This window comes from Streptomyces sp. NPDC044033 (genome assembly GCF_056434425.1).
The window spans coordinates 13,530-36,718 of the sequence record NZ_JBWKFF010000025.1 but is presented as its reverse complement, the minus strand read 5'-3'; the positions used below and the strand labels follow the sequence as shown (position 1 = coordinate 36,718).

The following is a 23,189-nucleotide window of genomic DNA, read 5'->3' as shown; positions in this document are numbered from 1 at the left end:
TGCGGGCGCGGGAGGCCGGGCCAGGCGTGGCATGGGCCGCCTCAGTCCGCGTACACGACGGCGACCGCCGCCGCGTACGCGGTGAACCGTCTTCCGGACGAACACCCATCGGGGAACACCGCCGCTTTCGTCATCCGGCATGGAGGGCCGCCGCCGGCCTGTGCGCAGGTGATTGCACGGCCAGGTTCCCTCTGCTTAGCAAAAGCACGTTGTTCGTTGTCGGAGAGCGGCACCGAACAATCAAGGTCCGAACAACGTGGTGACCGGCGCTCGGCCACGAGCCCGGGTCCATGTGCCTCCTCCAGCCCCGAGGCGTCACCGAATCCACCGAAACCCAGGGGATGGAGCGGCCCTACCGCTTCGCCGGTACCCACCAGGACCTCACGGCGACGCACCACGTGGGCGCGCGCTACGACGGCTCCCGCGCCGTCCGCTTCACCCGATCAGGCCGTGTTCCAGTTCGGGAAGTGGCGCGGCAGATTGCGCCGTTGCACGCCGGTGCGGACCACGTAATGTTCCCCGTACGTCACGTCAGCAGCAACGCCCCCGGTGTCGGAGGGCGCGGTGGTTCAGAACGTTCCGCAGGCCCGCAAGGATGAATCGCCGAAGATCCTGGGTACCGGTCACCCACAGCGGAAGGCCCACAGCGCCACGGCCGTCCATGCGGACCAGGGCATCGCGTCCGTCCTGGAAGCCTTGGACCGCTCACTCGGTGAAGCGCGACAGATGAGCCTCTTCATCAGCTGACACATCCCCCTCATGTTCGGGAGACCTCGATGACCGACGACCCGTCCGTGCACCACACCGTCCCGTCCTCACCGGACGTCGGCCGGCTCCATGACGAGCACACCGAGGCCGTGGACACCGCGGCCGTCGACGGGAACATCCACGTCGGCTATTGGGACAGCGACGCGGACGATCGCTCGCTGAACCAAGCCACCGACCGGCTCACCGACCTCGTGGCGAGGCGGCTGGCCGCCGCACCCGGCCGGCGCCTGCTGGACGTCGGCTGCGGGACCGGACGGCCCGCCCTGCGCATCGCCCAGGCCACCGGCGCCGGTGTGTCGGGAGTATCGGTCAGCAACCAGGATATCGACCTCGCCCGAAGCCGGGCGGACGCCACCGGGCTCGCCGACCGGGTGGACTTCCGGTACGCGGACGCCTGCGCGCTGCCCTTCGAAGCCGCGTCCTTCGACGGTGCCTGGGCGATCGAGTCCATGATGCACATCCGCGACCGGACCACGGCCCTCACCGAGATCGCCCGGACCCTGCGGCCCGGTAGCCCGCTGGTCATCACCGATGTACTGCTCCGGTCGCCGGTGACCGGGGATACCGCGGATCTGGTCCGCCAGACGTGCCGGGCCTTCCAGTCCCCCTCGCTGCCCGAACCGGCGGAGCTCCGCACGGCCCTCGACCGGGCAGGTCTGGAGGTGGTGGAGTTCGACGACATCGGAGAGCATGTCCGGCGCACCTACCAGGCGTTCGCCGATGCCTTCGACGATGTCGCGCCCTCCGCCGATGACCCCCACTACGAGTTCTTCAACTCCACCCGCTCCTTTCCCCGGTTCGGTGCGCTCCCACAGATCGGCTATGTCTTCCTGGTCGCCCGCCGCCTGTGACCGGAGGACCCGCCCGGGGGAGCGGGAGAGGTGCTACAGGACCCTGCCGACCGGCAGCGCGACCCGGCCCCGGGTCGGCAGGATCCTGCTTCTCCGGCCCGGTGGGTACCGTGACGGCGAACACAGCCTCGCCTGCCCGCCGGCCAACTCCTTCGGCCCCGGCGGCCTGGTAATCGCCGAAGCGGCTCCTGGTATCGGAGTTCGCCCACAAGAACTGTGGGCTTGCGCCAGGTTCTGGACACTGCCGCAGTCGCGGTCCGGGCGGTCCAGCCCATCGAGCGTCGTCTCCTGCGCGTCGATATGGTCGACGGGCGGCGTCGCCGAGCCACGATGAGTGGTGAATCTGGCCAACACATTCAACAGTGGAACAGCCAATGGTGGCAGAAAATGATTGTTTAAGGGGAGCGCGATGAGGAAACTCCTCGCCTGCGGAGTAGGTGGGCCGAGGCGATAGCGGACCGCGGATCGGCGCGGGCCATCCGAACACCTGCACCACCCAACGGGATGCGCGGCACCCACCTAGTCACACCCCTCGGCATTACGAGTTGACGACGTGTCAAGAAGAAGTTGAGGCGTCCGAAGCCTTGTGTGATCCTTATGAGGAAATCCCTCGTCTATGGAGTAGGTGGGCCGAGGCGATAGCGGACCGCGGATCGGCGCGGGCCATCCGAACACCTGCGCCACCCAACGGGATGCGCGGTACCCACCGGGCCGCACTCCTCGACATTGCGAGTTGACGACGTGTCAAGGGGAAGTTGAGGCGTCCGGAGTCTTGTGTGGCCCCATGCGCCTCCTAGGATTCCAGCGTAGTGTTCAGAGGGGAATTCAGGTCCGCGAGTCATCACGATCCACTGAATTCGGGCCATTCCATTATTGCCGCTTGGGTTGTTCGGCTCCATATGGTTTACCTGGCGTAGTGCACGCGACTTTCATGTGCAGGTGAAATGAGGAAAGAATGGTCGGCTGGCCCCGAGAGAAAAAGCGTGTGGCCGTAGGTCCGGCTGGGACCCCATGTCTCGTTCAGTCCCTTCAGTCCCGGCCCGGGAATCCGCGGCCCGCAAACCCATCGGTGGCGGCTGAGGTGACCGATGTAACCGAACCCCGGCTGGTGGTGGGGGCGCTGATCCGCGACCCGTACGACCGGATCTTCGTCCAGCGCCGCTCGGCCGGCCGGCGCCTCTTCCCCGAATGCTGGGACGTCGTCGGCGGAGCCGTGGAGGAGGGGGAGTCCCTCCTGGGCGCGCTCCACCGGGAGATAGCGGAGGAGACCGGGTGGCGGCTGCGCCGCGTTCTCGCCCGGGTGGCGCACGAAGAGTGGACGGCGATCGGAATACGGCACATCGAGTCGGACTATGTCGTCGAGGTGGACGGTGACCTCTCATCGCCCGAACTCGAACGGGACAAGCACACCGAGTTCGCCTGGGTGGCGGCCGAGGGGGTCTCGCTGCTCGACGAAAACGCACTGCGTAGCGGAAGCACCTTTATCAAAGACGTTGTGACCGCGGCACACGCCTGGCTCGCCGACGCTGCCGGGAAGAGCCACAGAGCCCTCTGAACCGCCTGCGACCAAAAGTCCGATCGGGATCTCCATGAACCTTTCCTGGCTGCCCGCACCATCCTCAAGTGATATTTTACGGGGAGGATATTCTGCATGGCCGGTGACAGGTTGAAGGACGTGCGTCGGCGACCGCGAGTATTGGCGGTCGGATTTGCCGGGCATCAGGGAAAAGAGTATCTGCCGTTCGTGCGGGAGAGCGCGGATATCGTCGGCGGCGTCGACCCTGCCCCGGCGGCCCCATCGCTCGCCGGCGAATTGGGGTTCCCGCATTACGATATTCTCAGTGAGGCACTGGAAGGAGTCGACTTCGACGCCGCAGTGGTCACCGTGCCGCACAGCGAACACTTCCCGGTCTGTACGGAACTCCTGGCTCACGGTAGGCATGTCATCAAGGAGAAGCCGTTCGCCGTCACCGAACAGGAAGCCCGGCAACTGATACACCTGGCGCAACGGGCTGACCGCAGCGTCTTCACGCTGCTGCAACGGAACTTCAACCCCGTATTCCAGTACGCCCGGGAGAACCTCGCGCGGATCGGGAAGCCCTATTGGTTCACCTACGACTACCACTTCAACCTGGCTCATCCGACCACGGGTTGGCGCGCGTCCAGGGAGCAGGCGATGGGCGGTGTGCTTCTCGATATGGGATACCACCTCATCGATGTGCTCAGCGGAATGTTCCCGGAGCCCGAACCCCCTCGGGTGCACTCCGCCTTCGTGTACCAGTACCAGGAGATGCGGGACCGTCGACTGGAGGACCTCGTCAGCCTCATGTGCAGTTATCCCTCAACAGGGTTGGCGGGCTCGCTGCGCATCTCACGCCATAACTACGAGAAGACCGAACACCTCTGCGTGCTCGGTACGGAGGGCGCGTTGAACGTCGCCCCCGGGGCCGCCGTCCTGCACTCCAGCGGAGGGCTGCCGTTGGAGCGCTACGCCTGGGAAGGCCCCAAGACCGACGCCGTGCGTTCCATGATCGCCCACCATCTGGGACACCTGGACGACCGCTACTACCGTCAGGACCACCTCCAGCGTCAACTCGTCGCCGTGCGCACGATCGACGGGATCTACCGGGATCGGCTACGTGAACAGAACGGGCTCGCCGACCGCTGCGCCTGAAAGCCGACCAGTGCGCCTGAAAGAACAAGACGCCGTGGAGACCGTCGCCTTCGCCCTTCCCATCACCGAGGACGACGGGCCGAGCGAGATCACCGCACAGCGCACTCCGTACCGTCCCTTCGGCCGTACGCGCACCGACCAGGCCCGACGCACCAGACCCGCCATGCCCACCCGCGAAAGCAGGAAGGACACATGACCACCGCCGAGCAACTCGCCCTCCTCGGAGGCGCACCCGCCATCGAACAGCCGCTGCCGCACGAGGTCTGGCCACCCCCGGCCGACGAGGCGGAGCTGTCCGAACTGGCCGAGCAGCGGAACACCGACATCTCCATCAAAGGCAACAGCGGTCCCATCGGCCGGCTTGAGGACGACTTCCTCGCCTTCCTGAACGGCGGAGCCCGCTTCGCGATCACCTTCAACTCCGGTACCAGCGCCCTCCTCGCCGCCTACTTCGCGCTCGGTGTGCGCGAAGGCGTGGACGTCGTGGGACCGGCGCTCACCTACCACGCGGCGCTGAGCCCCGTCTTCGCGCTCCGCGGGGATGTGGTCCTGGCCGACATCGACCCCGACACCCGCGGCCTGGACCCCAAAGCACTCCAAGCCGCGCTCACCGAGCACACCAAGGTGGTCACAGTCGTCCACCAGTGGGGCCACCCCTGCGATATGGACGCGATCCTGCCGATCGCCGAGCGCCACGGGCTGCGCGTGCTGGAGGACTGCTCCCACGCCCATGGCAGCCACTACAAGGGCAAGCCCGTCGGCACCTTCGGCGACGCCGCGGTCTTCTCCCTCCAGGCCAACAAGGCCGTCTACGCGGGGGAGGGCGGCATCCTCGTCACGAGCGACCCCGAGGTGCACGACCGCGCCACTCTCCTCGGGCACTACCGGGACCGCTCCCGGGACGCCGTCCTCGACGAGGAACTGCGTGAGTACTGGGTCACCGGCTTCGGGCTCAAGCTGCGCATGTCGCCGTTCAACGCCATCGTCGCCCGGCACGCGCTCGCGGCGTTCCCGGTACGCAAGGAGGCCCGGCACCGCTGCCTGCGCCACTTCAGCGAGCAACTCGCCGACGTAACCTATCTGGAGCCGGTACACGTTGCCGACCACGTCGACATGGGCGCCTGGTACGGCTACAAACCGCTCTACCGGCCCGAGGCGCTGGGCGGCGTCCCACGCGCCGTACTCATCGAGGCGCTGCGCGCCGAAGGCATGGAAGTGGGCGCCCCCTCCGGCCCCCGGCTGTCCACCCTGCCGCTCTACGCCCGCCCGGAGAACCCCCTCTTTCCCGGAACGCCGAAGAAGGGCACCGCACCGGAGACCGGCTCACACGCCGAGTACGTCGAGCGGCACGCGCTGTCCCTGCCCACCTTCACCAACTGGCCCGGGGACACGGCGCTCATCGACCAGTACGCCGAAGCCTTCCGCAAGATCGGCCGTCACCGCGAAGCACTCGTACGGTACGCGGCCGACCCGTCCCGATGACCAACACCACCGAGAGGTAGCGACCATGACGTTCGAGGAGTCCCCCGAGGACGTGGCCCAGGTCCTGCAGCACGCCCTCGTGGGTGACGACCTGCCGGACTCCTTCACCCTGCTGGGGCGGGAATGGAGCCTGCACCGAGGCGTCTTCCCCGGCACCCTGAGCGCCGCCACCGAGGTGATGGCCTCGATCGTGCCCTACCCCGAGGGTGGCTCGTTCCTGGAGGTCGGCTGTGGCACGGGCGTCATCTCCGTGACCGCCGCGTTCAACGGCTGCGCCTCCGTCACCGCGCTGGACATCAACGAAAAAGCAGTGGCCAACACGGTTGCCAATGCCGAGCGGCACGGTGTGAGCGACCGGGTACGCGTCCTCCACAGCGACATGTACACGGCGCTCGGGCCCATGGAGCGCTACGACGCCATCTTCTGGAACGTGCCCTGGACCTATGTGGAGGACGGCTTCTCGCTCTCCACCGATCTGCACTCCGCCGTCTTCGACCCGGGCTACCAGGGCCAGGCCCGGTACATCGCCGGCGCCCATGAGCATCTGGCCGACGGTGGCAGGCTGCTGCTGGGCACTGCCGACCTCGGGGACCGCGAACGGATCGACGTTCTCGCCGAGGAAGCCGGCATGCGGGTCGAACTGCTGCGGCGCGTGCGCCGGATCGAGGAAGTGCGGGTCATGGAATACCACCTGCTCGAACTGCGGGCAAAGTGATCCGGCAGCCCTTGGCGCTCCGGCCGGATCGCCAAAGGCTGAGCCCCCGAGAACCACGAGGTGTGCGGTGAGGCGCTCCATGTCACAACAGGACGATCTCGAACTGGCCCTGCGACTCGGCGATATCGCCGACAGCATCACGAACCGCCGCTTCCAGGCCCGCGACCTGCGCATCGAGGAGAAGCTGGACCGTACGCCCGTGACCGACGCGGACACCGCCGTCGAGACCGCCGTACGCGAGGCACTGAGGTCCGCCCGCCCGGACGACGCCTTCGCCGGGGAGGAGACGGGCGGCTCCGTCACGGCCGGGCGCACCTGGATGGTCGACCCCATCGACGGCACCAAGAACTTCCTGCGCGGGGTACCGGTCTGGGCCACCCTGATCGCCTTGCTGGAGAACGGCCGGCCCACCGTCGGCGTGATCAGCGCCCCCGCCCTGCACAGCCGCTGGTGGGCGGCGCACCAACAGGGCGCCTGGCTGCGCCGCGGGGCGCCCGACAGCACCCCCCTGCCCCTGCGGGTCTCCGACAACACCCGCCTTGCCGACGCCTACCTGTCCACCACCAGCACACGTACCTGGGACACCTTCCACTCACGTGAGGCATATCTGCGCCTGGCCGAAGCGTGCTGGGAGGACCGTGCCTTCGGAGACTTCCTCCAACACTGCATGGTTGCTGAAGGAACTCTCGACATCGCGGCCGAACCGGTCGTGAACCCCTGGGATATCACCGCGGTACAGATCCTCGTGGAGGAAGCCGGTGGTGCCTGCACCGATCTCCTGGGCGCCTCGCCCCAGAGCGGCACCGGCGCCCTGTCCGCCAACCCACAGCTGCATGAACTCGCCCTGAAAGTCCTTTCGGCCCCGCCCGGTGCCGCCTTCGATGACGTCGCGGAAGACCTCGACGACCCGGCATGAGCCCGAAGTGCTTTCCCCGTTTGCTCCCGGCGCCCAACTGTCAGGCCGTCAGGTCGGAAATCCACAGAGAAAAGGTCCACCATGTTGATTCTTTCCTTGAAGGAAGGCCATGACGGGGCGATTGCAGCCGTCGAAGACGGCAGGCTGCTCTTCTCCCTGGAGGCGGAGAAGGACTCGTTCGTCCGCTACAGCGGTCTGACCGCCGAGGTGTTCGCCGTAGCGGCGGAGCGGCTGGACAAGCAGCCGGACGTCATCGCCATGAGCGGCTGGATCAAGGGCACCCAGGCCACCGACCAACCCTCGCGTGCCGGGTACTACGGTGTGGGCGCATCCGCGATCTCGGACGAGGCCGGCCGGTTCTTCGGGAAGAACGTGCGCGTCTTCTCCTCCACCCACGAGCGCTCCCACATCATGACGTCCTATGGAATGTCGGCATTGAGTCGGGACCAGCCCTTCTACAGCCTGGTGTGGGAGGGGAACATCGGCTCGTTCTACCGCATCGACGAGCACGGGAAGGTGACCCACCTCAAGGAAGTGCTCAACTACCCGGGCAACAAGTACTCGTACGGCTTCGCGCTCGCAGATCCCAAGTACAGTCCGCACGAAGAATTCGTCCGCTTCCAGGACGCGGGCAAGCAGATGGCCCTGGCCGGATTCGCCGAGCACCAGTCGGCTACCCAGGCGGAACAGGAAGTCATCGACTTCATCCTCGGCCAGAAGAACGTCATCACCGGCAGCCTGAAAGACCGGATGACCGATTCCCCGTTCCACAACATCGGCGTGGAATCGAGCGCCTACAAGAGCCTCGCCGCTCGCCTGTCGAACGCCATCTTCGACCGGTTCCACGCATACGCCCGGGAGCATTTGACGGAGGGGCTCCCACTGCTCATCTCAGGGGGGTGCGGACTCAACTGCGAGTGGAACCGCCGCTGGCGCGAGTGCGGGCTCTTCCCCGCGGTGTTCGTCCCGCCGTGCCCCAACGACAGCGGCTCCGCGATCGGGACCGCCATCGACGCCCAGCACTTCTACACCGGGTCGGCCGGCCTGGACTGGGACGTCTACGCGGGAGGCGAATTCGTCGAGGACATGGAATTCGACCCGCAGCGCTACGAAATCCGCCCGGTGCGCTACAGCGAGGTCGCCCGCTACCTCCGCGACGGGAACATCATCGGCTGGGCACAGGGCCGCTGGGAAATCGGGCCCCGCGCGCTCGGAAATCGGTCGATCCTGGCCGCCCCCTTCACCGTGGAGACGACAGCCAGGCTCAACAAGATCAAGCAGCGCGAGGGCTACCGCCCCATCGCCCCGATCTGCCTGGAGCAGGACGCGGGCCGCTGGTTCGGCGGAGGGGTACCCGATCCCTACATGCTGTACTTCAGCCAGGTCGAGTCCAGCGAACTGCGGGCGGTGACGCACGTCGACGGGACGGCTCGCATCCAGACCGTCGACCCGACGGCGAACCCGGAAATCGCCGCTCTGCTGACCTCCTTCGGCGAATTGACCGGATTCAGCGTCCTCTGCAACACCTCGCTCAACTATTCGGGACGCGGATTCATCAACCGCAACAGCGACTTGATCGCGTACGGCGAACTCCACGGGCTGGATGGATACGTCGTGAATGACACCTTCATCACCCCGCGGCGATAACGTGCCCGCCGTCAAATCGGGTGGCGATCCTAAATATCGCTCGCTGTGACGTCGCGGAAGCGGGCTTCGAGGTGACGGGAAGCCAACAGGTCCCCTGTCGGTACATCGACACCGAGGCGCCCCTTGCCCTGTCGTGCTGCGCGGCCTACGGCTGGAAGTCATCAGTGTCGGGGTATTCACCGTCATTGTCCACGACGCGATCGTCAAGTCCCCTTTGGCGCCGCCCAATCCTGCGACTGGCGATGTCCAGAGCCGAGCAGACGGCCGAAGGGGAACGCAAGGAGTTTGCGTACGCCGTGTGGACCGGGCAGGATCACATGCCGCCCTGAGAGGACGGCGGAACTGGCGTGTCCCACACCACTGCGGACATAGCCAGAGCAATCCGCCGCAGCTCCGGGAGGACGGCCACAAGGTCGAAGCCGCGGCTGCCGGTGGCGACGGCGAGCGCGGCCACCGGTTGTCCGGTGCGGCCGTGGACGGGGACAGCGACGCAGTTCAGCCCCGGGGTGAACTCCCCCCAGCTGTAGGCCACCGCCCGGGCGCGGATCCTTCTCAGCTCGGAACGGGAGAGCTGAGGCTCAAGGCAAGATACGTCTTGGGCGCAAGGCGGTCCTATGGGCTGGTAGGCGAGCAGCAGTTTTCCGGCCGCAGTGCGACGGCCGGGAGCGCGATCTGATTCGTCAGAGGGAGACGGAGTGCGATTGTGCCCGTATACCCGCTCGATATGGGCGATGGCATCGTTGTGGAGCACTGCCAGGTTCACCGTCTGGCGAGTGGTCTCATAGAGATCGACGAGGAAGGGCAGCAGCCTTCGGCGGAGCGCCACGGGCAGCTCACTCCCCTGCGGCGACGGGGCCGGGTTGGCTGACTCCGGGCCGAGCCAGTAGTAGTTGCCGGTCCGACAGATCAAGCCGTCCGCCGTAAGGAACCCCAGCAGTCGGTGGGCTGTTGTCTTGGGCAGACCAGTGCGCCTCGACAGTTCGGAAAGGGTCAGCGGTACCTCGGCCTTGCGTAACGCACGGGGCAGGGTCATCGCCTTGCGAAAGATACCGCCGTCCACGGTCGGGCCTGAGTGCTCGCGCGGCTTCACCACAGGGCTGTCCATCACGGGCGCTACTACCGGGCTCTGCGCTATGAGCATGATTCCCTCCTTGGACTCATGGCTCAGCCACCGAAGCTGACTGGGGCGCTCTGAGACCTCGTGTGAAGACCCCCGCGGCTGTGGCGGGCCGACTCCGGGTAGCAGAAGCGCCCGTCGTGCCAGAGAAGTGGTGCCGCGGCTGTGGCCCCCCGTTCCCGATTCGAGCAACCTGCCGACCACGATGACGTGATCACGCCGTCGTGCTCGTCCCACCGCTCGCACAGAACCCATGCCAACGTGCCCGCGAGGACCGGCACGGGTGGCTCCTCGATCAGTTCCAGGCCGGCGAATTTGCACGCGTCGTCGACCTCCTGGCTGCTGAACCCGGCACTGAAGTCACGTGGGCCGGTGACCAGGAGACGCACCGTGAACAGCCCGTTCTCCGAAATGGCTCGCGCGGTACGGGAGCCCCTGCTGATGCAGACGAGCAGAAGGGGAGGGGCCATGGACACGGAGCGGAAGGAGGTGGCCGTCAGTCCGTGCGGCCCGCTGGCGGAGCCGGTGGTGATGACCGCTATCCCGCTCCCGTGACGCCGGAAGAAGAAGCGCAGCCACGCGACCCCCGTTGATTCGGCTGACTTGGCGGAACCGGAACCGGCATCGTGCTGACGTCCCGAGCTGGTTTTCATGGCGCCGTCCTCCACCTGTGAGCCGAGGCAACCACGAGGTGTTCCGCCTCCCTCCGGGACACCGGTGCTCTGCCATCTTCCACCTACGAACCGAAGCTGGTCCACAAAGTGTTCCGGGAACCGGAACACCGGCGTTCCGTGCCGTGGACCGGCCCCTTGGGCTGCCGCTGATGCCCGTGCTGTGGTGTGCGGAGGTTCGAGGCAGTTCATCGACCGGCTCACTCGGAGAGGAACATGACATGGGCACGTTGGCACACGACATCGCGATCATCGGTGGCGGTGTCGGCGGAGCCATGCCGGGGTCGATCCTCGCCCAGTACGTCGTCGACGCCGGCGGACGTAACGCGATCGTCCCCGAACGGCTCGCTCGGCGGAGGGGTGAGCCGGAGCCTCGACTCGACCAAGCTGTTCCTGAGCGACGCCATCTGGCGCTGGAGCGACGACTGGAAGCGGTACGTCCCCGCGAGCAGCACTCCGGCGCGCCACCGCTCGACAGGCTCCGGCATCGGGCAGGAGTGACCCCCGCGCCGCTCCGGAAGGCGGCCGCCACGCGCGGCCCTCCCTCTCCACCACCATGCGCAACCTCGCATCCATGAGGGGGTGTCCATGTCCACCACGGCTCTTCCCTGGTCCCATGACAACGGAACGGCTATCCAACTGCTCGAACGTGCACGTGAGTTGGTCGAACCGGCGCTGCGTGAGTCGGCTGCGCGGCTACCGGAGGGGATGAGGCGGCTGGCTGGGTACCACCTGGGCTGGCTGGACGAGAACGGCGAGCCTGCGCAGGGCCCATCGCCCGGCAAGGCGGTCCGCCCGGCGCTCGCCTTCAGCTGCGCCGAGGCAGTCGGAGGCAGCGCGGAGGGCGCGTTGGGCGCCGCGGTAGCCGTCGAGCTGGTCCACAACTTCTCGCTGATCCATGACGATGTCATCGACCGGGACGAGCTGCGCCGTCATCGCCCCGCGGTGTGGGCCGCCTTCGGCGTTCCGGCGGCCTTGCTGGGCGGGGACGCCCTGCTGACCCTGGCGTTGAAGGCGCTGGCTGATACGCCCCGGTACGACGCTCGTGCCGTGACCGTCCTGACCGCCTCGATCCTGGAACTGATCGAAGGCGAGGCCATGGATACCGCCTTCGAGCGGCGCACCGATGTGACCGTGGCCGAGTACACAGCGATGGCCGCGGGCAAGACCGGGGCTCTGATGGGCGCGGCCTGCGCCCTGGGGGCGCTGTCCGGCGGGGCGGGCGAAGCACGGACACGGCAGCTGGCGGGCTTCGGACGGCATCTGGGCGTGGCGTTCCAGATTGCCGACGATCTCCTCGGCCTCTTCGGGGACACGCACAAGACCGGTAAACCGGTCGGCAGCGATGTGGCGATGCGGAAGATGACCCACCCCGTCCTCACGGCTCTTGCCTCGCCGACCCCCGCCGGGCGGCAGCTGGCTGCCCTCTATGCCCAGGCCGGACCCATGGGCGGAGCTCAGATCCAGGAAGCGATCGGTCTGGTGGATCAGGCAGGGGGACGGCGCGTGGCACAGCGTGACCTCAGCAGGGAGACGCAGCGGGCCTTCGTCGAACTGGCCGGCGCCGATCCCGCCCCCGAGGCGGTGCGCAGTCTGACGGCCCTGGCTCATCTCATGACTCACCGCAGCGGCTGAGGGGGGAGAAGCCTCATGCGACAGCCCGCGATTCACTCCCGGTCGGCGGTCTTGCCCGCGCCTGCTCTGGCGGACGACCAGGTTTGGGTGGCCAGTGAAGTGCGCCATCCGGACGGCCGGACAACGCCGTGCCACGCCGCGGCGATGGTGGCAGGGACGCTCACCCGTGAGGGCTGGCCGACCCTCGTCGGACCGTTGCGGCTGCTACCGCCGAACGCGCCCGGCGGTGTCCATGCGGCGGTGGCCGAGCTGCCCGCCGACGGCGAGTGGTATGCGGGTCTCGCCGCCGCGACCTCGGCCACCGGCCCTCGTCCGGCCATCTGGGCGGCGCTGGATGCCTGGGCGCGGACACTGCGTCCGCGTACCGTCCTGCTGGCCTCGCCCCGCTCGTTCTGCGCCGGTGTCGAGCGGGCCATAGAGGTCGTCGAGACTCTCCTCGATCAGGACACCGGCCCGGTCTACGTGCGGAAGCAGATCGTCCACAACACCCATGTCGTTCAGGAACTGACTGCGCGTGGAGCGGTCTTCGTCGACGGGCTGGACGAGGTGCCGGGCGGTGCGCGGGTGGTCTTCTCCGCGCACGGCGTCTCCCCGCAGGTGCGGGCCGAAGCCGTCCGGAAACGCCTTGAGGTCGTGGACGCGACCTGCCCGCTGGTCGCCAAGGTGCACGCCGAGGCCCGCCGGTTCGCCCACCGCGGGAACACCGTCGTCCTCATCGGCCACGCAGGCCACGAGGAGGTCGAGGGCACCCTCGGCGAGTCACCGCAGGCCGCTGTCCTGGTCGAGACCGCCGCCGACATCGCGGCCCTGGATCTCCCCGAGCCGTCCAAGGTCGGCTACCTGACCCAGACCACCCTGGCCGTGGACGAGACCCGTGAGGCCGTCGCCGCCCTCATCGAGCGCTACCCGCAAGCCGTCGGCCCCGGCTCGGACGACATCTGCTACGCCACCACCAATCGTCAGGATGCCCTTCGGGCCGTCGCCTCGCGGGCGGACCTCGTACTGGTGATCGGCTCGGCCAACTCCTCCAACTCCGTACGCCTGGTGGAACTCTCCGAACGCGCGGGCACGGCCGCCCGCCTCATCGAGGACGCCTCGCACCTACGGCCCGGCTGGCTGGAACGAGTCGGTCGCATCGGTCTGACCGCCGGCGCCTCCGCACCTCCGGCCCTGGTCGACGAAACCGTCACGGCCCTCGGCGGTCTGGGCCCGGTCACCGTGCCCGAACACACCACCACGACCGAGGCCGTCAGCTTCGCCCTGCCCGCCTCCGTGAGGACCCACCGATGACCGTGTCCGCCACCGCGCACACCGCGGCGTTCCCCTTGCTCAGTGAGACCCGCACCCCCAAGGATCTGCGTGCGCTGACGGCCGGCCAACTCGACTCCCTCGCCTCGGAGATCCGGGCTTTCCTGATCGAGAAGGTCACAGCCGTCGGCGGCCACCTGGGACCCAACCTGGGCATGGTGGAACTCACTCTCGCCCTTCACCGGGTCTTCCACTCTCCCCGCGACACCCTGCTCTTCGACATCGGCCACCAGGCATACGTCCACAAACTGCTGACCGGTCGCGCCGCCGATTTCGACCGGCTGCGCCAGGCGGGGGGCCTGTCCGGCTACCTCTCCCGGGCGGAGTCCGCGCACGACCACATCGAGAACTCCCATGCCTCCACCGCCCTCGCGTACGCGGACGGGCTGGCAAAGGCCCGCGGGCTGGCAGGCGAGAGGGGCCGGGCCGTAGTCGCCGTCATCGGGGACGGGGCACTGACCGGGGGCATGGCCTTCGAAGCACTCAACAATCTCGGCAGCGCCCCTGACAGACCCGTCATCGTCGTCCTCAACGACAACGAGCGCTCCTACGCACCCACGATCGGCGGTCTCGCCGACCACCTCCAGCAGCTGCGCGCCGACGCCCCCCTCAGCATGGACTGGCTGCTCGACGCCGATACCGGTGACCATCGGCGCATCGGACCGGTCCCGGTGGCCGGCAGCCTCTTCGAACTGCTCGGACTTGCCTACATCGGCCCAATCGACGGCCACCACCTGGCGTCGGTGGAGGATGCCCTGTGCATGGCCCGCGACCTGCGCCGACCCGTCGTGGTCCACATCGTCACCGTCAAAGGCAAGGGGTACGAACCCGCCGAGGCCGATCATGCCGAGTGCATGCACACCGTCGGCATCATCGACCCGGCCACCGGAATGGCCGCCCCCACCAGCACTGCCTCCCCGACCTGGACCAATATCTTCGCGCAGGAGCTGTGCGCGCTCGGCGGGCGACGCGACGACCTGGTCGCCATCACCGCGGCGATGCCGGGACCTACCGGGCTCGCCCGATTCGGCGACTGCTTCCCCGACCGCTTCTTCGACGTCGGCATCGCGGAACAACACGCCGTCACCAGCGCGGCCGGGCTCGCGATGGGGGGCCTGCACCCCGTCATCGCGGTCTACGCCACCTTCCTCGGCCGCGCCTTCGACCAGGTCCTCATGGACGTCGCGCTGCACCGCCTGCCGGTCACCTTCGTCCTGGACCGTGCTGGCATCACCGGTCCCGACGGCCCCTCCCACCACGGTATGTGGGACCTGACCGTCCTCGGCGCCGTCCCTGGCATGCGTGTGGCCGTCCCACGCGACGCCACCCGGCTGCGCGAGCTGTTGACCGAAGCTGTGGCCGATGCGACGGGCCCGACCGCACTGCGCTTCCCCAAGGCCGGGGCGGGCCCCGACATCCCCGCCCTGGAGCGCTAGGGCCCGGTGGACATCTTGTACACCGACGCTACCCGCGATGTTCTCCTTGTGCCCATGGGACCGCTCGCCGCACCCGCCGTGAAGGCCGCGGCCCACCTGGCCGGCCAGGGCATCGGCGTAACCGTCGCGGACCCCCGCTGGGCACTACCAGTGCCTCCCGAACTCACCAGGCTCGCCGCCCGCCACTGTCTGGTCCTCACCGTCGAGGACAACACCCGTGCGGGTGGTGTCGGCACCGCCGTTGCCCGTGCCCTCGCCGACACCGGCTCAACCGTCCCCGTACGCATCATGGGCCTGCCCGGCCGCTTCCACCCGCACGGCCCCCGTGCCGACCTCCTCTCGGCAGCAGGTCTGAACGAGCCAGGCATCATCCAGGCCGTTCTCCGCGCCCGCGCGGGCCGACCCCACCCTCAACGGGAGGGATGACTTTGACCGCCATCGACCTTGCTCTGTCCCCGTCGCCACCTCGGGCCCCGGTGCGCCGCCCTACCCGGCAAATCCATGTCGGCGATGTCCCAGTCGGCGGCGGCGCACCGGTCACCGTCCAGACCATGACCACCACCCTCACCGCTGACATCGACGCGACCTTGCAGCAGATCGCCGAGGTCACTGCCGCGGGCTGCGACATCATCCGGGTCGCTGTCCCCTCCGCCGACGACGCCGGCGCTCTCCCGGTCATCGCCGCCAAATCCCCCATCCCCGTGATCGCCGACATCCACTTCCAGCCCCGCTACGTCTTCGCCGCCATCGACGCGGGCTGCGCGGCCGTGCGGGTCAATCCCGGCAACATCAGGAAGTTCGACGACCAGGTCGCCGCGATCGCTCAAGCGGCGGCCGCGGCCAGGACACCGATCCGAATCGGCGTCAACGCGGGCTCCCTCGACCAACGTCTCCTCGCCAAGTACGGGCACGCCACCCCCGAGGCGCTGGTGGAGTCCGCCCTGTGGGAGGCCTCGCTCTTCGAGGAGCACGGGTTCACCGACCTCAAGATCGCGGTCAAGCACCACGACCCGACCACGATGATCGCGGCCAACCGACTGCTCGCCGAATCCTGCGACTACCCCCTCCACTTGGGCGTCACCGAAGCGGGACCCGCCTTCCAGGGGGCCATCAAATCGGCGGTCGCATTCGGCATCCTCCTCGGCGAGGGCATCGGGGACACCATTCGGGTCTCCCTGTCCGCACCCCCGGTGGAACAGGTCAAGGCCGGTATCCATATCCTCCAGTCCCTCGGCCTGCGTCCACGCAAACTGGAGATCGTCTCCTGCCCGGGCTGCGGCCGCCTCCAGGTCGACATCCACAGACTGGCAGCTCAGGTCGAGGCCGCCTTCGACGACTTCCCCCACCCGCTGCGCGTCGCCGTCATGGGGTGTGTCGTCAATGGGCCCGGCGAGTCCCGCGAGGCCGATCTCGGCGTCTCCTGCGGCAACGGGAAAGGCCAAATATTCACCAAAGGCCAAATCATCAAAACCGTCCCCGAGAGCCAGATCGTCGAGGCGCTGGTCGAACAAGCGCTGCTTCTCATCGATCGAACAGAAGGAGCAGTTACATGATTGCCAACTCTGCCGTCGTTTCGTTGCCCAGCGCTTCCGCCGATCCGGCGGCTCACCGAGACACGCAGACCCCTTCCGCCATCCCGGGCGGCGGCCCTGCCAGTCATGTCCCCGGAGCCGGCTGCGATCCCCGGTACCAGGTAATCCGGGGGCCGGTAATCGATCCGTACGAGGAGAAGGTCGTCGACACCTACGGCGACGATCCAGAAACCTGGCGTAAAGCGCTCGGTGATTACCTCCTGTTCGAGTGGGGCATCTACAACCATCCAGACTCGCCTCGCCCGGTATCACTCGACGAGGCAGGGGTGCGCTTCTTCGACCGGCAGCTCGAACTTGCCGGATTGGCCGCACCTGGCCGGCCCCCACTCCAGCGGATTCTCGACCTCGGCTGCGGATGGGGGTTCATGCTGCAATACATGGCCCGCCGGTTCCCCGAGTGCCCGCGCCTCGACGGTGCCAACATCAGTCGCCGCCAACTGGAGTACTGCCACCATTACCTCCACGACAAGGAAGTCGCGGACCGCACCCATCTGTACCGGTGCAACGCCCGCGACGTGGACCTGCTGCCTGACCCCGGCCAGCCCTACGACCTCGTCATCATCCGCGGGGTGATCACCCACTTCCCCAACGAACTGTACGAGACCTCCATGGCCGCCCTGGCAAAACGTGTCCGCGAAGGAGGGCTGCTTGTCATCTCCGACAACCTCTACAACGGGGACCTGGCTGAGTACGAGTCAGCAATTCCCGATGACGTGGACCGCCTGGCCTGCGGCAACCGAAAGAACCCCAAGTACGTGACACACGTACTGGAAGAAAAGGGGTTCACCGTCGACGACATCCGGGTCCTTCCCTCCAACACCGACGTCGCCCACTGGCTACTGGAGATTCGGAGCAACATCGAGACCTATTTCCCCAACGGCGTCACCGGCACACTCGAAGAACTCCGTGTCCTGGCAGTCAACCTGTCACTCGCCCTGCTGCAAGGAAAATTCTCCGCCTACAGCATCATTGCCCGACGGGAAAGCTGACCACCTCTCAACCGCCACAGCCAGGAGGACTCTCATGCCCCTGCCGAAGACCACCAAAGAAAGCATGCCCGACCTCAGCCAACCGCTATTCCTGCCCAAGGTCGACACGATCTTCCCGGTGCTGCGCCACCCGAACGGCGAGGCAACCACCGACTACCTGCTGAGGGTGGCAGATCGCCCCTACATCACCCGGCACTGGAAGAGCGAAGAGGCAGCGCAGAGCTACCTGCGCCAGCGCATCCCCAGCTACGCCGGACTGTGCTACCCGCACGCCAAACACGAGGCATTCTTCTTCATCGCCCGGGAGATGAACGTCAACACCCTTATGGAGGAGGCGTTCAGCCAACCCGACGTGCTGGCCAGCAGGGCCACGGCACTGCAACTGGGCGAGCACTACCTGGCCGCCCTGGACGGAACAGCACCACCACCGCAGTTCCCGCAGGTCGAGCTGCTCCATGTCTGCCTGCCCCGGATCACCGCCGAGATGAAGCCCCGCGTGGCCGAGCGGTACCGCAGCCAAGTCCGCGAGACCGTGCAGCTCCGCACTGCCAATGCGCAGTACGCCATCGACGACCTCACCCTGGAGGACTACCTCACCCTCCGCCGCACCCACCAATTCAGCAAATGGGTCGTCATCCTGACCGAGTTCGCACTGGGCCTCGACCTGACCGACGAACTGGCCTCCGACCCCGCGCTCTCCCGCGCACGCCAGCACGCTCTCGACTCGCTCACCCTGGTCAACGATCTCTTCTCCTGGCCCAAGGAGATTAGGGACGGTGAAACAGTCAACGCACTGTGGATCCTCATGCGCCGGCAGCAGCTCACCCTCCCCGAGGCAGTCAAGCGGCTCGCCGAGCTGTTCAGCGAGAACGAACACCGGCTCCAGAACGCCGCGCAGGAGGCCCTGGCCGGTCCGCTCGACCACCGCAGCGACATCACCGCCTATCTGACCGCCTTGCAGCAACTGAGCTCCGGCATGCTGGAATTCATGCGCACCAGCTCCCGCTACCACGGCCAGGGTCCCGGACGATGGGATGGCCACACAGCAGGCACAGTCACGCTCCCCCCGGTCATCGGCCCTGACGAGATAGCCGCCCGCTCCCGTAACGGAAGTGCCGGTTAAAGACGGCAGACGAGGGCGCAGCTGCTTGAGGGACTCGCAGATGCTGTCGGTCAAGGCTGCGAGATCGCCTATGCGGGCAGCCGACCAGGGCTGCCTATGATCCAACGGCTAATCGTGCGGTGCCCGGGGACAGCCTGGGCAACTGCAGAGTGCTGATAACGGCTTTGCGCGCGGCGTGAAGGTCGACATCATCGTCGGCTTCGTCCACGCCCTGGAATATCTGTGGCGGGCTGCCGACGAACTCACCCTCGCCATATGACCCGAAGACCACACCTCACGCACCGAGAAATGCACCCGTCCCCATCCGTAGTGCTGCCTGCTGCCTGCTGCCTGCCGCGCGGTGCCTGGGGCCACCCGGATCTTGCGGATATCCGGGGGCTTCACAAGGGACAAGCGTTCAACGCGTTCACGCATGGGCTCGTCACCCGGGCTTCCCCGAGGCGTGGGGTGTCGGTTTGGTGGGGTGCAGCCACCCGTCCGCCGGTGGCTCGCGTACGGGGAGGTATGGACATGGTTACTCATGGGCCGGCGAGCCGGCCGCTGGTGAGCCCGCGGGAGTGCGTACTGCGGGAGCAGACGGCCATAGACGCGCTCGACAAAGAGATCATTTCACTGGTCGAGCAGCGTCAGCGGCGCTGCCGGACGGTTCGGAGTCAAAGGGAGGCCGAACTGCGTTCGCGCACGGACCTGGCGCGGGAGAACGCGGTCGTCGCCGCCTACCACGCCCGTCTTGGCGAGACCGGCACGACGATGGCACTGGCCCTGCTCCAGGCGTGCCGCCATTACACCTGACCGCTACGGCTGCCCGAGAGGGGTGTATGTCATCACCGCAAAGATATCCGAGGAATGGTATGGAGACCTGCTGTTCTCCTCCGCGTGCGGGGACGAGGACGAGCACTTGGCCGGGCCGGCAGCGCCTGCATCGTGGTCGAGCACCGCGGCCGGGCGTACATCGAACGGGCTGCCCCGGATCTCGGTCGAGTACCAGTTGTACTCGCTGTGGCAGCTCCACAGAACACCTTTGGCCACACCACGCCAGCGCCAGCTCGTCGAAGCCCTTGTCCATCTCCGCAGAACCGGACGCTACTGCTACGACCTCAGCGACCACCGACGCATGATCAAGACCGAGACCTCCGCGCTTCTGCCTGATATGGCAACCCGCGCTGCCCAGGTGGCCCTGCCTACCGGCTCCCTCGTGCACGTCCTGGGCGAACCCCACGCCGGAGTCATCATCCACATGACACTCGGCTGGGATCCGCACGACGCCTATCCAGCGCCGTGGTACGTCGTCGCCACGCCCGCGCGACACCTATGCCGCGCCCACGGGGCCGATGAGGTCGAGGAACTCGCAGCCCCTCAGATCCAGCACGGTGCCACCGGCTCCGTCACCCAGATGGCCGGGCCCGGGGCACCAGAAGCTCTTCGCCCACCACTTCGCATGAAGGCGCAGCCGTGCGTATCGCCGTGAGCCGCCAGTCGCATGGACGTGCCTTGGTGCGGCCCTTTGTCTCTTGAGTCTTCGAGTCCGCTCAGGCCTCGGACGATGAAGGTGCCTACACTCCCGCGCCGCCCCCTCTCCGAGAGCTGGTCACCTATGTCTGTGCCCGATTCATTCGAGTCCGCGAGGTCTGGAGCACGGTTGCAGCACCCGGCAGAGCCTTGGCGCATCAAGAGCGTCGAGCCTCTCCGCCTCACCAGCCCACAAGAGCGCCGTGACGCCTTGGAACAGGCGGGCTACAACGTGGGCCTGCTGCCCGCCGACCTGGTGTACATCGACTTGTACACCGATTCCGGGACCAATGCGATGTCCGACCGGCAGTGGGCCGCGGTCATGCTCGGGGACGAGTCCTACGCCGGGTCGCGCAGCTTCTACCGCTTGGAGGGAGCGGTGCGCCGGTACTACGGGTACGAACATGTGATCCCGGCTCATCAGGGGCGGGCGGCGGAGAACATCCTCTCGCGCATCCTGATACGGCCCGGACACCAGGTGCCGGGGAACATGTACTTCACCACCACCCGTACGCATCAGGAGCTCAATGGGGCGGTTTTCCACGACATCGTGGTCGACGAGGCTCACGACCCCGACGCGGACCTGCCGTTCAAGGGCAACGTCGACCTGGGCAAGCTGGAGCGGCTCATCGACAAGGTGGGGGCCGAGCAGATTCCCTATGTGTCCCTGGCCGCGACGGTGAACATGGCCGGAGGCCAGCCCATCAGCCTGGCCAACATGGCCGAAGTCCGTGAGCTGACACAGCGGCACCGTATCCCGGTGATCCTCGACGCCGCCCGGGCAGTGGAGAACGCCTGGTTCATCAAGCAGCGCGAACCGGGTTGGGGCGAGAGGACGGTGGCGGAGATTCTGCGTGAGATGTGCGCGCTGACCGACGGTGCCACGATGTCGGCGAAGAAGGACAGCTTCGCCAACATCGGCGGCTGGCTCGCCCTCCGCGACCCCCAACTCGCCGAACAGGCACGCAACCTGGTCGTCGTCTACGAAGGCTTGCACACCTACGGCGGGATGGCCGGCCGCGACCTGGAGGCGGTGGCGCAGGGAATCGAGGAATCGGTCCAGGAAGACAGCGTCCGTACCCGCGTTGAGCAAGTGGCCTACCTGGGAGACCGGATCGCCGCCGCCGGTGTACCCATCGTCCGCCCGGTGGGCGGGCACGCCGTGTTCCTGGACGCCCGGGCATTCCTGCCCAGCGTGCCGCCAGAAGAGTTTCCCGCGCAGACACTGACGTGTGCGCTCTACCTGGACGCAGGGATCCGCTCCACCGAGCGGGGCGCCGTCTCAGCCGGACGCGACCCGGACACCGGCGAGAACCGTTACCCGCGCCTGGAACTGGTCAGGCTCACCATTCCGCGCCGCGCCTACACCCAGAGCCATATGGACGTCGTCGCCGACAGTGTCGCCCGTCTCCACGCCAGGCGTGGGGAGTTCGCCTCCGGCGTGGCCTTCATCCACGAACCCGCCACACTGCGCTTCTTTCAGTCCCGGTTCCGCCCTCTGGCGAACGCGCCGCTGTTCGGCCCGGCCGCGTACTGATCCGCGTACCACCCCGCAGCCCCACCCCGCCCACTGAGCTGTGCGCAACCCCACCCAATGCGTCGGCCATGACCGCCGGCGCCCGCGAAGGGAGAAGCTGATGCCGGAACTGTCCCCCACGGACACCCCACTGGTGCCCACCCCTCTCATGGAACTCGCCACCGGATTCTGGAGTTTCAAAACCTACGCGGGCGCCCTGGACCTCGGCCTCTTCGACCTGCTGGCCGGAGGCCGTGAACTGACCATGGAGGAAGTCTCCGCCGGACTCGGTATCGCCGCACGCCCGGCCGACCTCCTCCTGGCCGGATGCGCTTCGCTGGGTCTGCTGGACAAGAACGGCTCCCGCTACCGCAATACCCCCCTCTCGGAGGAGTTCCTGGTCGAGGGACGCCCCTACTACTTCGGCGGTTTCGTCCGCTACCTGGACCGCCGTGAGTACCCCGCCTGGCAGTCCATCGCCGAGGTAATGCGCACGAATCGGCCCTCCACCTGGGCCCCGGGCACTCAGGAGTCGCTGTTCGACACCGTGGACCCTGAAACTCTGCGACTCTTCTGGGACTGCATGTACTCCATCTCCACCTTCACCGCGCGGGCCCTCGCCCAGGTGCACGACTTCACACGGCACAACAGGCTGCTGGACGTGGGCGGCGGGGCGGGCGCGTTCCCCATCGAACTGTGCCGACGCTTCAGTCAGCTGTCGGCGACGGTCTTCGACCTCCCGCCCGTCTGTGATCTGGCACGCAAGAAAATCGCCGAAGCGCAGTTGGAAAGCAGCGTTGATACGTTCGCCGGTGACTTTCAGCGCGACGCCGAGTTGCCCGGCGGCTACGACGCCATCCTGCTGAGCATGATCCTGCACGACTGGGACGAGGAGACCGGTCGGGCGCTGCTGCGCAAGTGCCGGGCAGCCCTGGCCCCGGGCGGCGCCGTGCTGATCTGCGAACTGCTGCTCAACGACGTACGCACCGGGCCGCCCGCCGCCGCCCTCATGGGCATGAACATGCTCGTGGAGACCGAGGGAGGCAAGAACTACTCGGCCGCCGAGTACTCCACATGGCTGCGGGAGGAAGGCTTCGCCCGGGTAGAAGTGCTGCCGCTCGAAGCAGCTGGTGCCAATGGCGTCGTTGCCGGGTACCTCGACTGAGGCATGCCCACCGCACCAGCCCCACGCCAGGGCCGCGGCCCCCGACGCGACCTCCCTCGCAGCCTGAAAGGCATG

General features: G+C 67.4%; 21 protein-coding genes and 1 pseudogene. 20 read left to right on the top strand and 2 right to left on the bottom strand.

All coding sequences use genetic code 11. The features are described 5' to 3' along the window. Positions 1 to 549: 549 nt before the first annotated feature. The 9 genes from AC07AB_RS33435 to AC07AB_RS33395 all read left to right on the top strand — a co-directional run bounded on the left by AC07AB_RS33435 (position 550) and on the right by AC07AB_RS33395 (position 9,053). On the top strand, positions 550 to 747 hold the full coding sequence (locus AC07AB_RS33435; protein ID WP_478575063.1) for a hypothetical protein: 198 nt from the start codon (positions 550 to 552) through the stop codon (positions 745 to 747). A 29-nt stretch (positions 748 to 776) separates the two neighbouring features. Next, positions 777 to 1,619 carry an SAM-dependent methyltransferase gene (locus tag AC07AB_RS33430; RefSeq protein ID WP_478575060.1) on the top strand — a complete coding sequence of 281 codons (843 nt, stop codon included), beginning with the start codon at positions 777 to 779 and terminating at the stop codon, positions 1,617 to 1,619. A 1,081-nt stretch (positions 1,620 to 2,700) separates the two neighbouring features. After that, entirely contained in the window at positions 2,701 to 3,174 is a 474-nt protein-coding gene (locus tag AC07AB_RS33425; protein WP_478575057.1) for an NUDIX hydrolase, read from the top strand. 96 nt (positions 3,175 to 3,270) lie between these two features. Continuing rightward, positions 3,271 to 4,293: a Gfo/Idh/MocA family protein gene (locus AC07AB_RS33420; RefSeq protein WP_478575054.1), complete on the top strand. Its 1,023-nt coding sequence runs from the start codon at positions 3,271 to 3,273 to the stop codon at positions 4,291 to 4,293. Between the two features lie 34 nt (positions 4,294 to 4,327). Beyond that, positions 4,328 to 4,489, top strand: a complete 162-nt coding sequence (locus AC07AB_RS33415; protein ID WP_478575051.1) for a hypothetical protein — start codon at positions 4,328 to 4,330, stop codon at positions 4,487 to 4,489. Continuing rightward, complete coding sequence (locus AC07AB_RS33410) at positions 4,486 to 5,775, top strand: DegT/DnrJ/EryC1/StrS aminotransferase family protein (protein WP_478575048.1); 1,290 nt, start codon at positions 4,486 to 4,488, stop codon at positions 5,773 to 5,775. Before AC07AB_RS33415 ends, AC07AB_RS33410 begins: the two co-directional genes overlap by 4 nt. A gap of 25 nt (positions 5,776 to 5,800) precedes the next feature. After that, a complete protein-coding gene (locus tag AC07AB_RS33405; RefSeq protein WP_478575045.1) occupies positions 5,801 to 6,490 on the top strand; it encodes a methyltransferase in 690 nt (229 codons plus the stop codon). A 79-nt stretch (positions 6,491 to 6,569) separates the two neighbouring features. Further along, complete coding sequence (gene hisN, locus AC07AB_RS33400) at positions 6,570 to 7,406, top strand: histidinol-phosphatase (RefSeq protein WP_478575042.1); 837 nt, start codon at positions 6,570 to 6,572, stop codon at positions 7,404 to 7,406. Positions 7,407 to 7,487: 81 nt separating this feature from the next. Further along, positions 7,488 to 9,053, top strand: coding sequence for a carbamoyltransferase C-terminal domain-containing protein (locus tag AC07AB_RS33395; protein ID WP_478575040.1), 1,566 nt, complete (start codon positions 7,488 to 7,490; stop codon positions 9,051 to 9,053). Positions 9,054 to 9,366: 313 nt separating this feature from the next. On the opposite strand, the gene AC07AB_RS33390 is transcribed toward AC07AB_RS33395, so the two are convergent. Both AC07AB_RS33390 and AC07AB_RS33385 read right to left on the bottom strand, forming a co-directional pair. Then, on the bottom strand, positions 9,367 to 10,194 hold the full coding sequence (locus AC07AB_RS33390) for an IclR family transcriptional regulator (protein ID WP_478575037.1): 828 nt from the start codon (positions 10,192 to 10,194) through the stop codon (positions 9,367 to 9,369). A gap of 23 nt (positions 10,195 to 10,217) precedes the next feature. Beyond that, the gene (locus tag AC07AB_RS33385) at positions 10,218 to 10,823 is read right to left on the bottom strand and encodes a flavin reductase family protein (protein WP_478575260.1); all 606 of its coding nucleotides are present in this window, start codon (positions 10,821 to 10,823) and stop codon (positions 10,218 to 10,220) included. Positions 10,824 to 11,201: 378 nt separating this feature from the next. Here AC07AB_RS33385 and AC07AB_RS33380 point away from each other — a divergent pair, with 378 nt between their 5' ends. The 11 genes and pseudogenes from AC07AB_RS33380 (at position 11,202) to AC07AB_RS33330 (ending at position 23,114) form a co-directional block, all read left to right on the top strand. Then, entirely contained in the window at positions 11,202 to 11,342 is a 141-nt protein-coding gene (locus AC07AB_RS33380; protein ID WP_478575034.1) for a hypothetical protein, read from the top strand. A gap of 87 nt (positions 11,343 to 11,429) precedes the next feature. Continuing rightward, a complete protein-coding gene (locus AC07AB_RS33375; protein WP_478575032.1) occupies positions 11,430 to 12,476 on the top strand; it encodes a polyprenyl synthetase family protein in 1,047 nt (348 codons plus the stop codon). 87 nt (positions 12,477 to 12,563) lie between these two features. Then, a complete protein-coding gene (ispH, locus tag AC07AB_RS33370) occupies positions 12,564 to 13,766 on the top strand; it encodes a 4-hydroxy-3-methylbut-2-enyl diphosphate reductase (protein WP_478575030.1) in 1,203 nt (400 codons plus the stop codon). Beyond that, positions 13,763 to 15,646, top strand: a pseudogene (gene dxs / locus AC07AB_RS33365) (1-deoxy-D-xylulose-5-phosphate synthase). The gene ispH and the pseudogene dxs overlap by 4 nt, the downstream one beginning before the upstream one ends. Beyond that, on the top strand, positions 15,643 to 16,773 hold the full coding sequence (ispG, locus tag AC07AB_RS33360) for a flavodoxin-dependent (E)-4-hydroxy-3-methylbut-2-enyl-diphosphate synthase (RefSeq protein ID WP_478575027.1): 1,131 nt from the start codon (positions 15,643 to 15,645) through the stop codon (positions 16,771 to 16,773). The pseudogene dxs and the gene ispG overlap by 4 nt, the downstream one beginning before the upstream one ends. After that, entirely contained in the window at positions 16,770 to 17,801 is a 1,032-nt protein-coding gene (locus AC07AB_RS33355) for an SAM-dependent methyltransferase (protein ID WP_478575024.1), read from the top strand. The genes ispG and AC07AB_RS33355 overlap by 4 nt, the downstream gene beginning before the upstream one ends. 34 nt (positions 17,802 to 17,835) lie before the next feature. Beyond that, complete coding sequence (locus tag AC07AB_RS33350; RefSeq protein ID WP_478575021.1) at positions 17,836 to 18,924, top strand: terpene synthase family protein; 1,089 nt, start codon at positions 17,836 to 17,838, stop codon at positions 18,922 to 18,924. Positions 18,925 to 19,434: 510 nt separating this feature from the next. Next, complete coding sequence (locus AC07AB_RS33345) at positions 19,435 to 19,716, top strand: chorismate mutase family protein (RefSeq protein ID WP_478575018.1); 282 nt, start codon at positions 19,435 to 19,437, stop codon at positions 19,714 to 19,716. Between the two features lie 22 nt (positions 19,717 to 19,738). Next, complete coding sequence (locus AC07AB_RS33340) at positions 19,739 to 20,392, top strand: hypothetical protein (protein ID WP_478575016.1); 654 nt, start codon at positions 19,739 to 19,741, stop codon at positions 20,390 to 20,392. Between the two features lie 171 nt (positions 20,393 to 20,563). Beyond that, positions 20,564 to 21,970 carry a tryptophanase gene (locus AC07AB_RS33335; protein ID WP_478575013.1) on the top strand — a complete coding sequence of 469 codons (1,407 nt, stop codon included), beginning with the start codon at positions 20,564 to 20,566 and terminating at the stop codon, positions 21,968 to 21,970. 100 nt (positions 21,971 to 22,070) lie between these two features. Next, positions 22,071 to 23,114, top strand: a complete 1,044-nt coding sequence (locus tag AC07AB_RS33330) for a methyltransferase (protein ID WP_478575011.1) — start codon at positions 22,071 to 22,073, stop codon at positions 23,112 to 23,114. Positions 23,115 to 23,189: the final 75 nt, after the last annotated feature.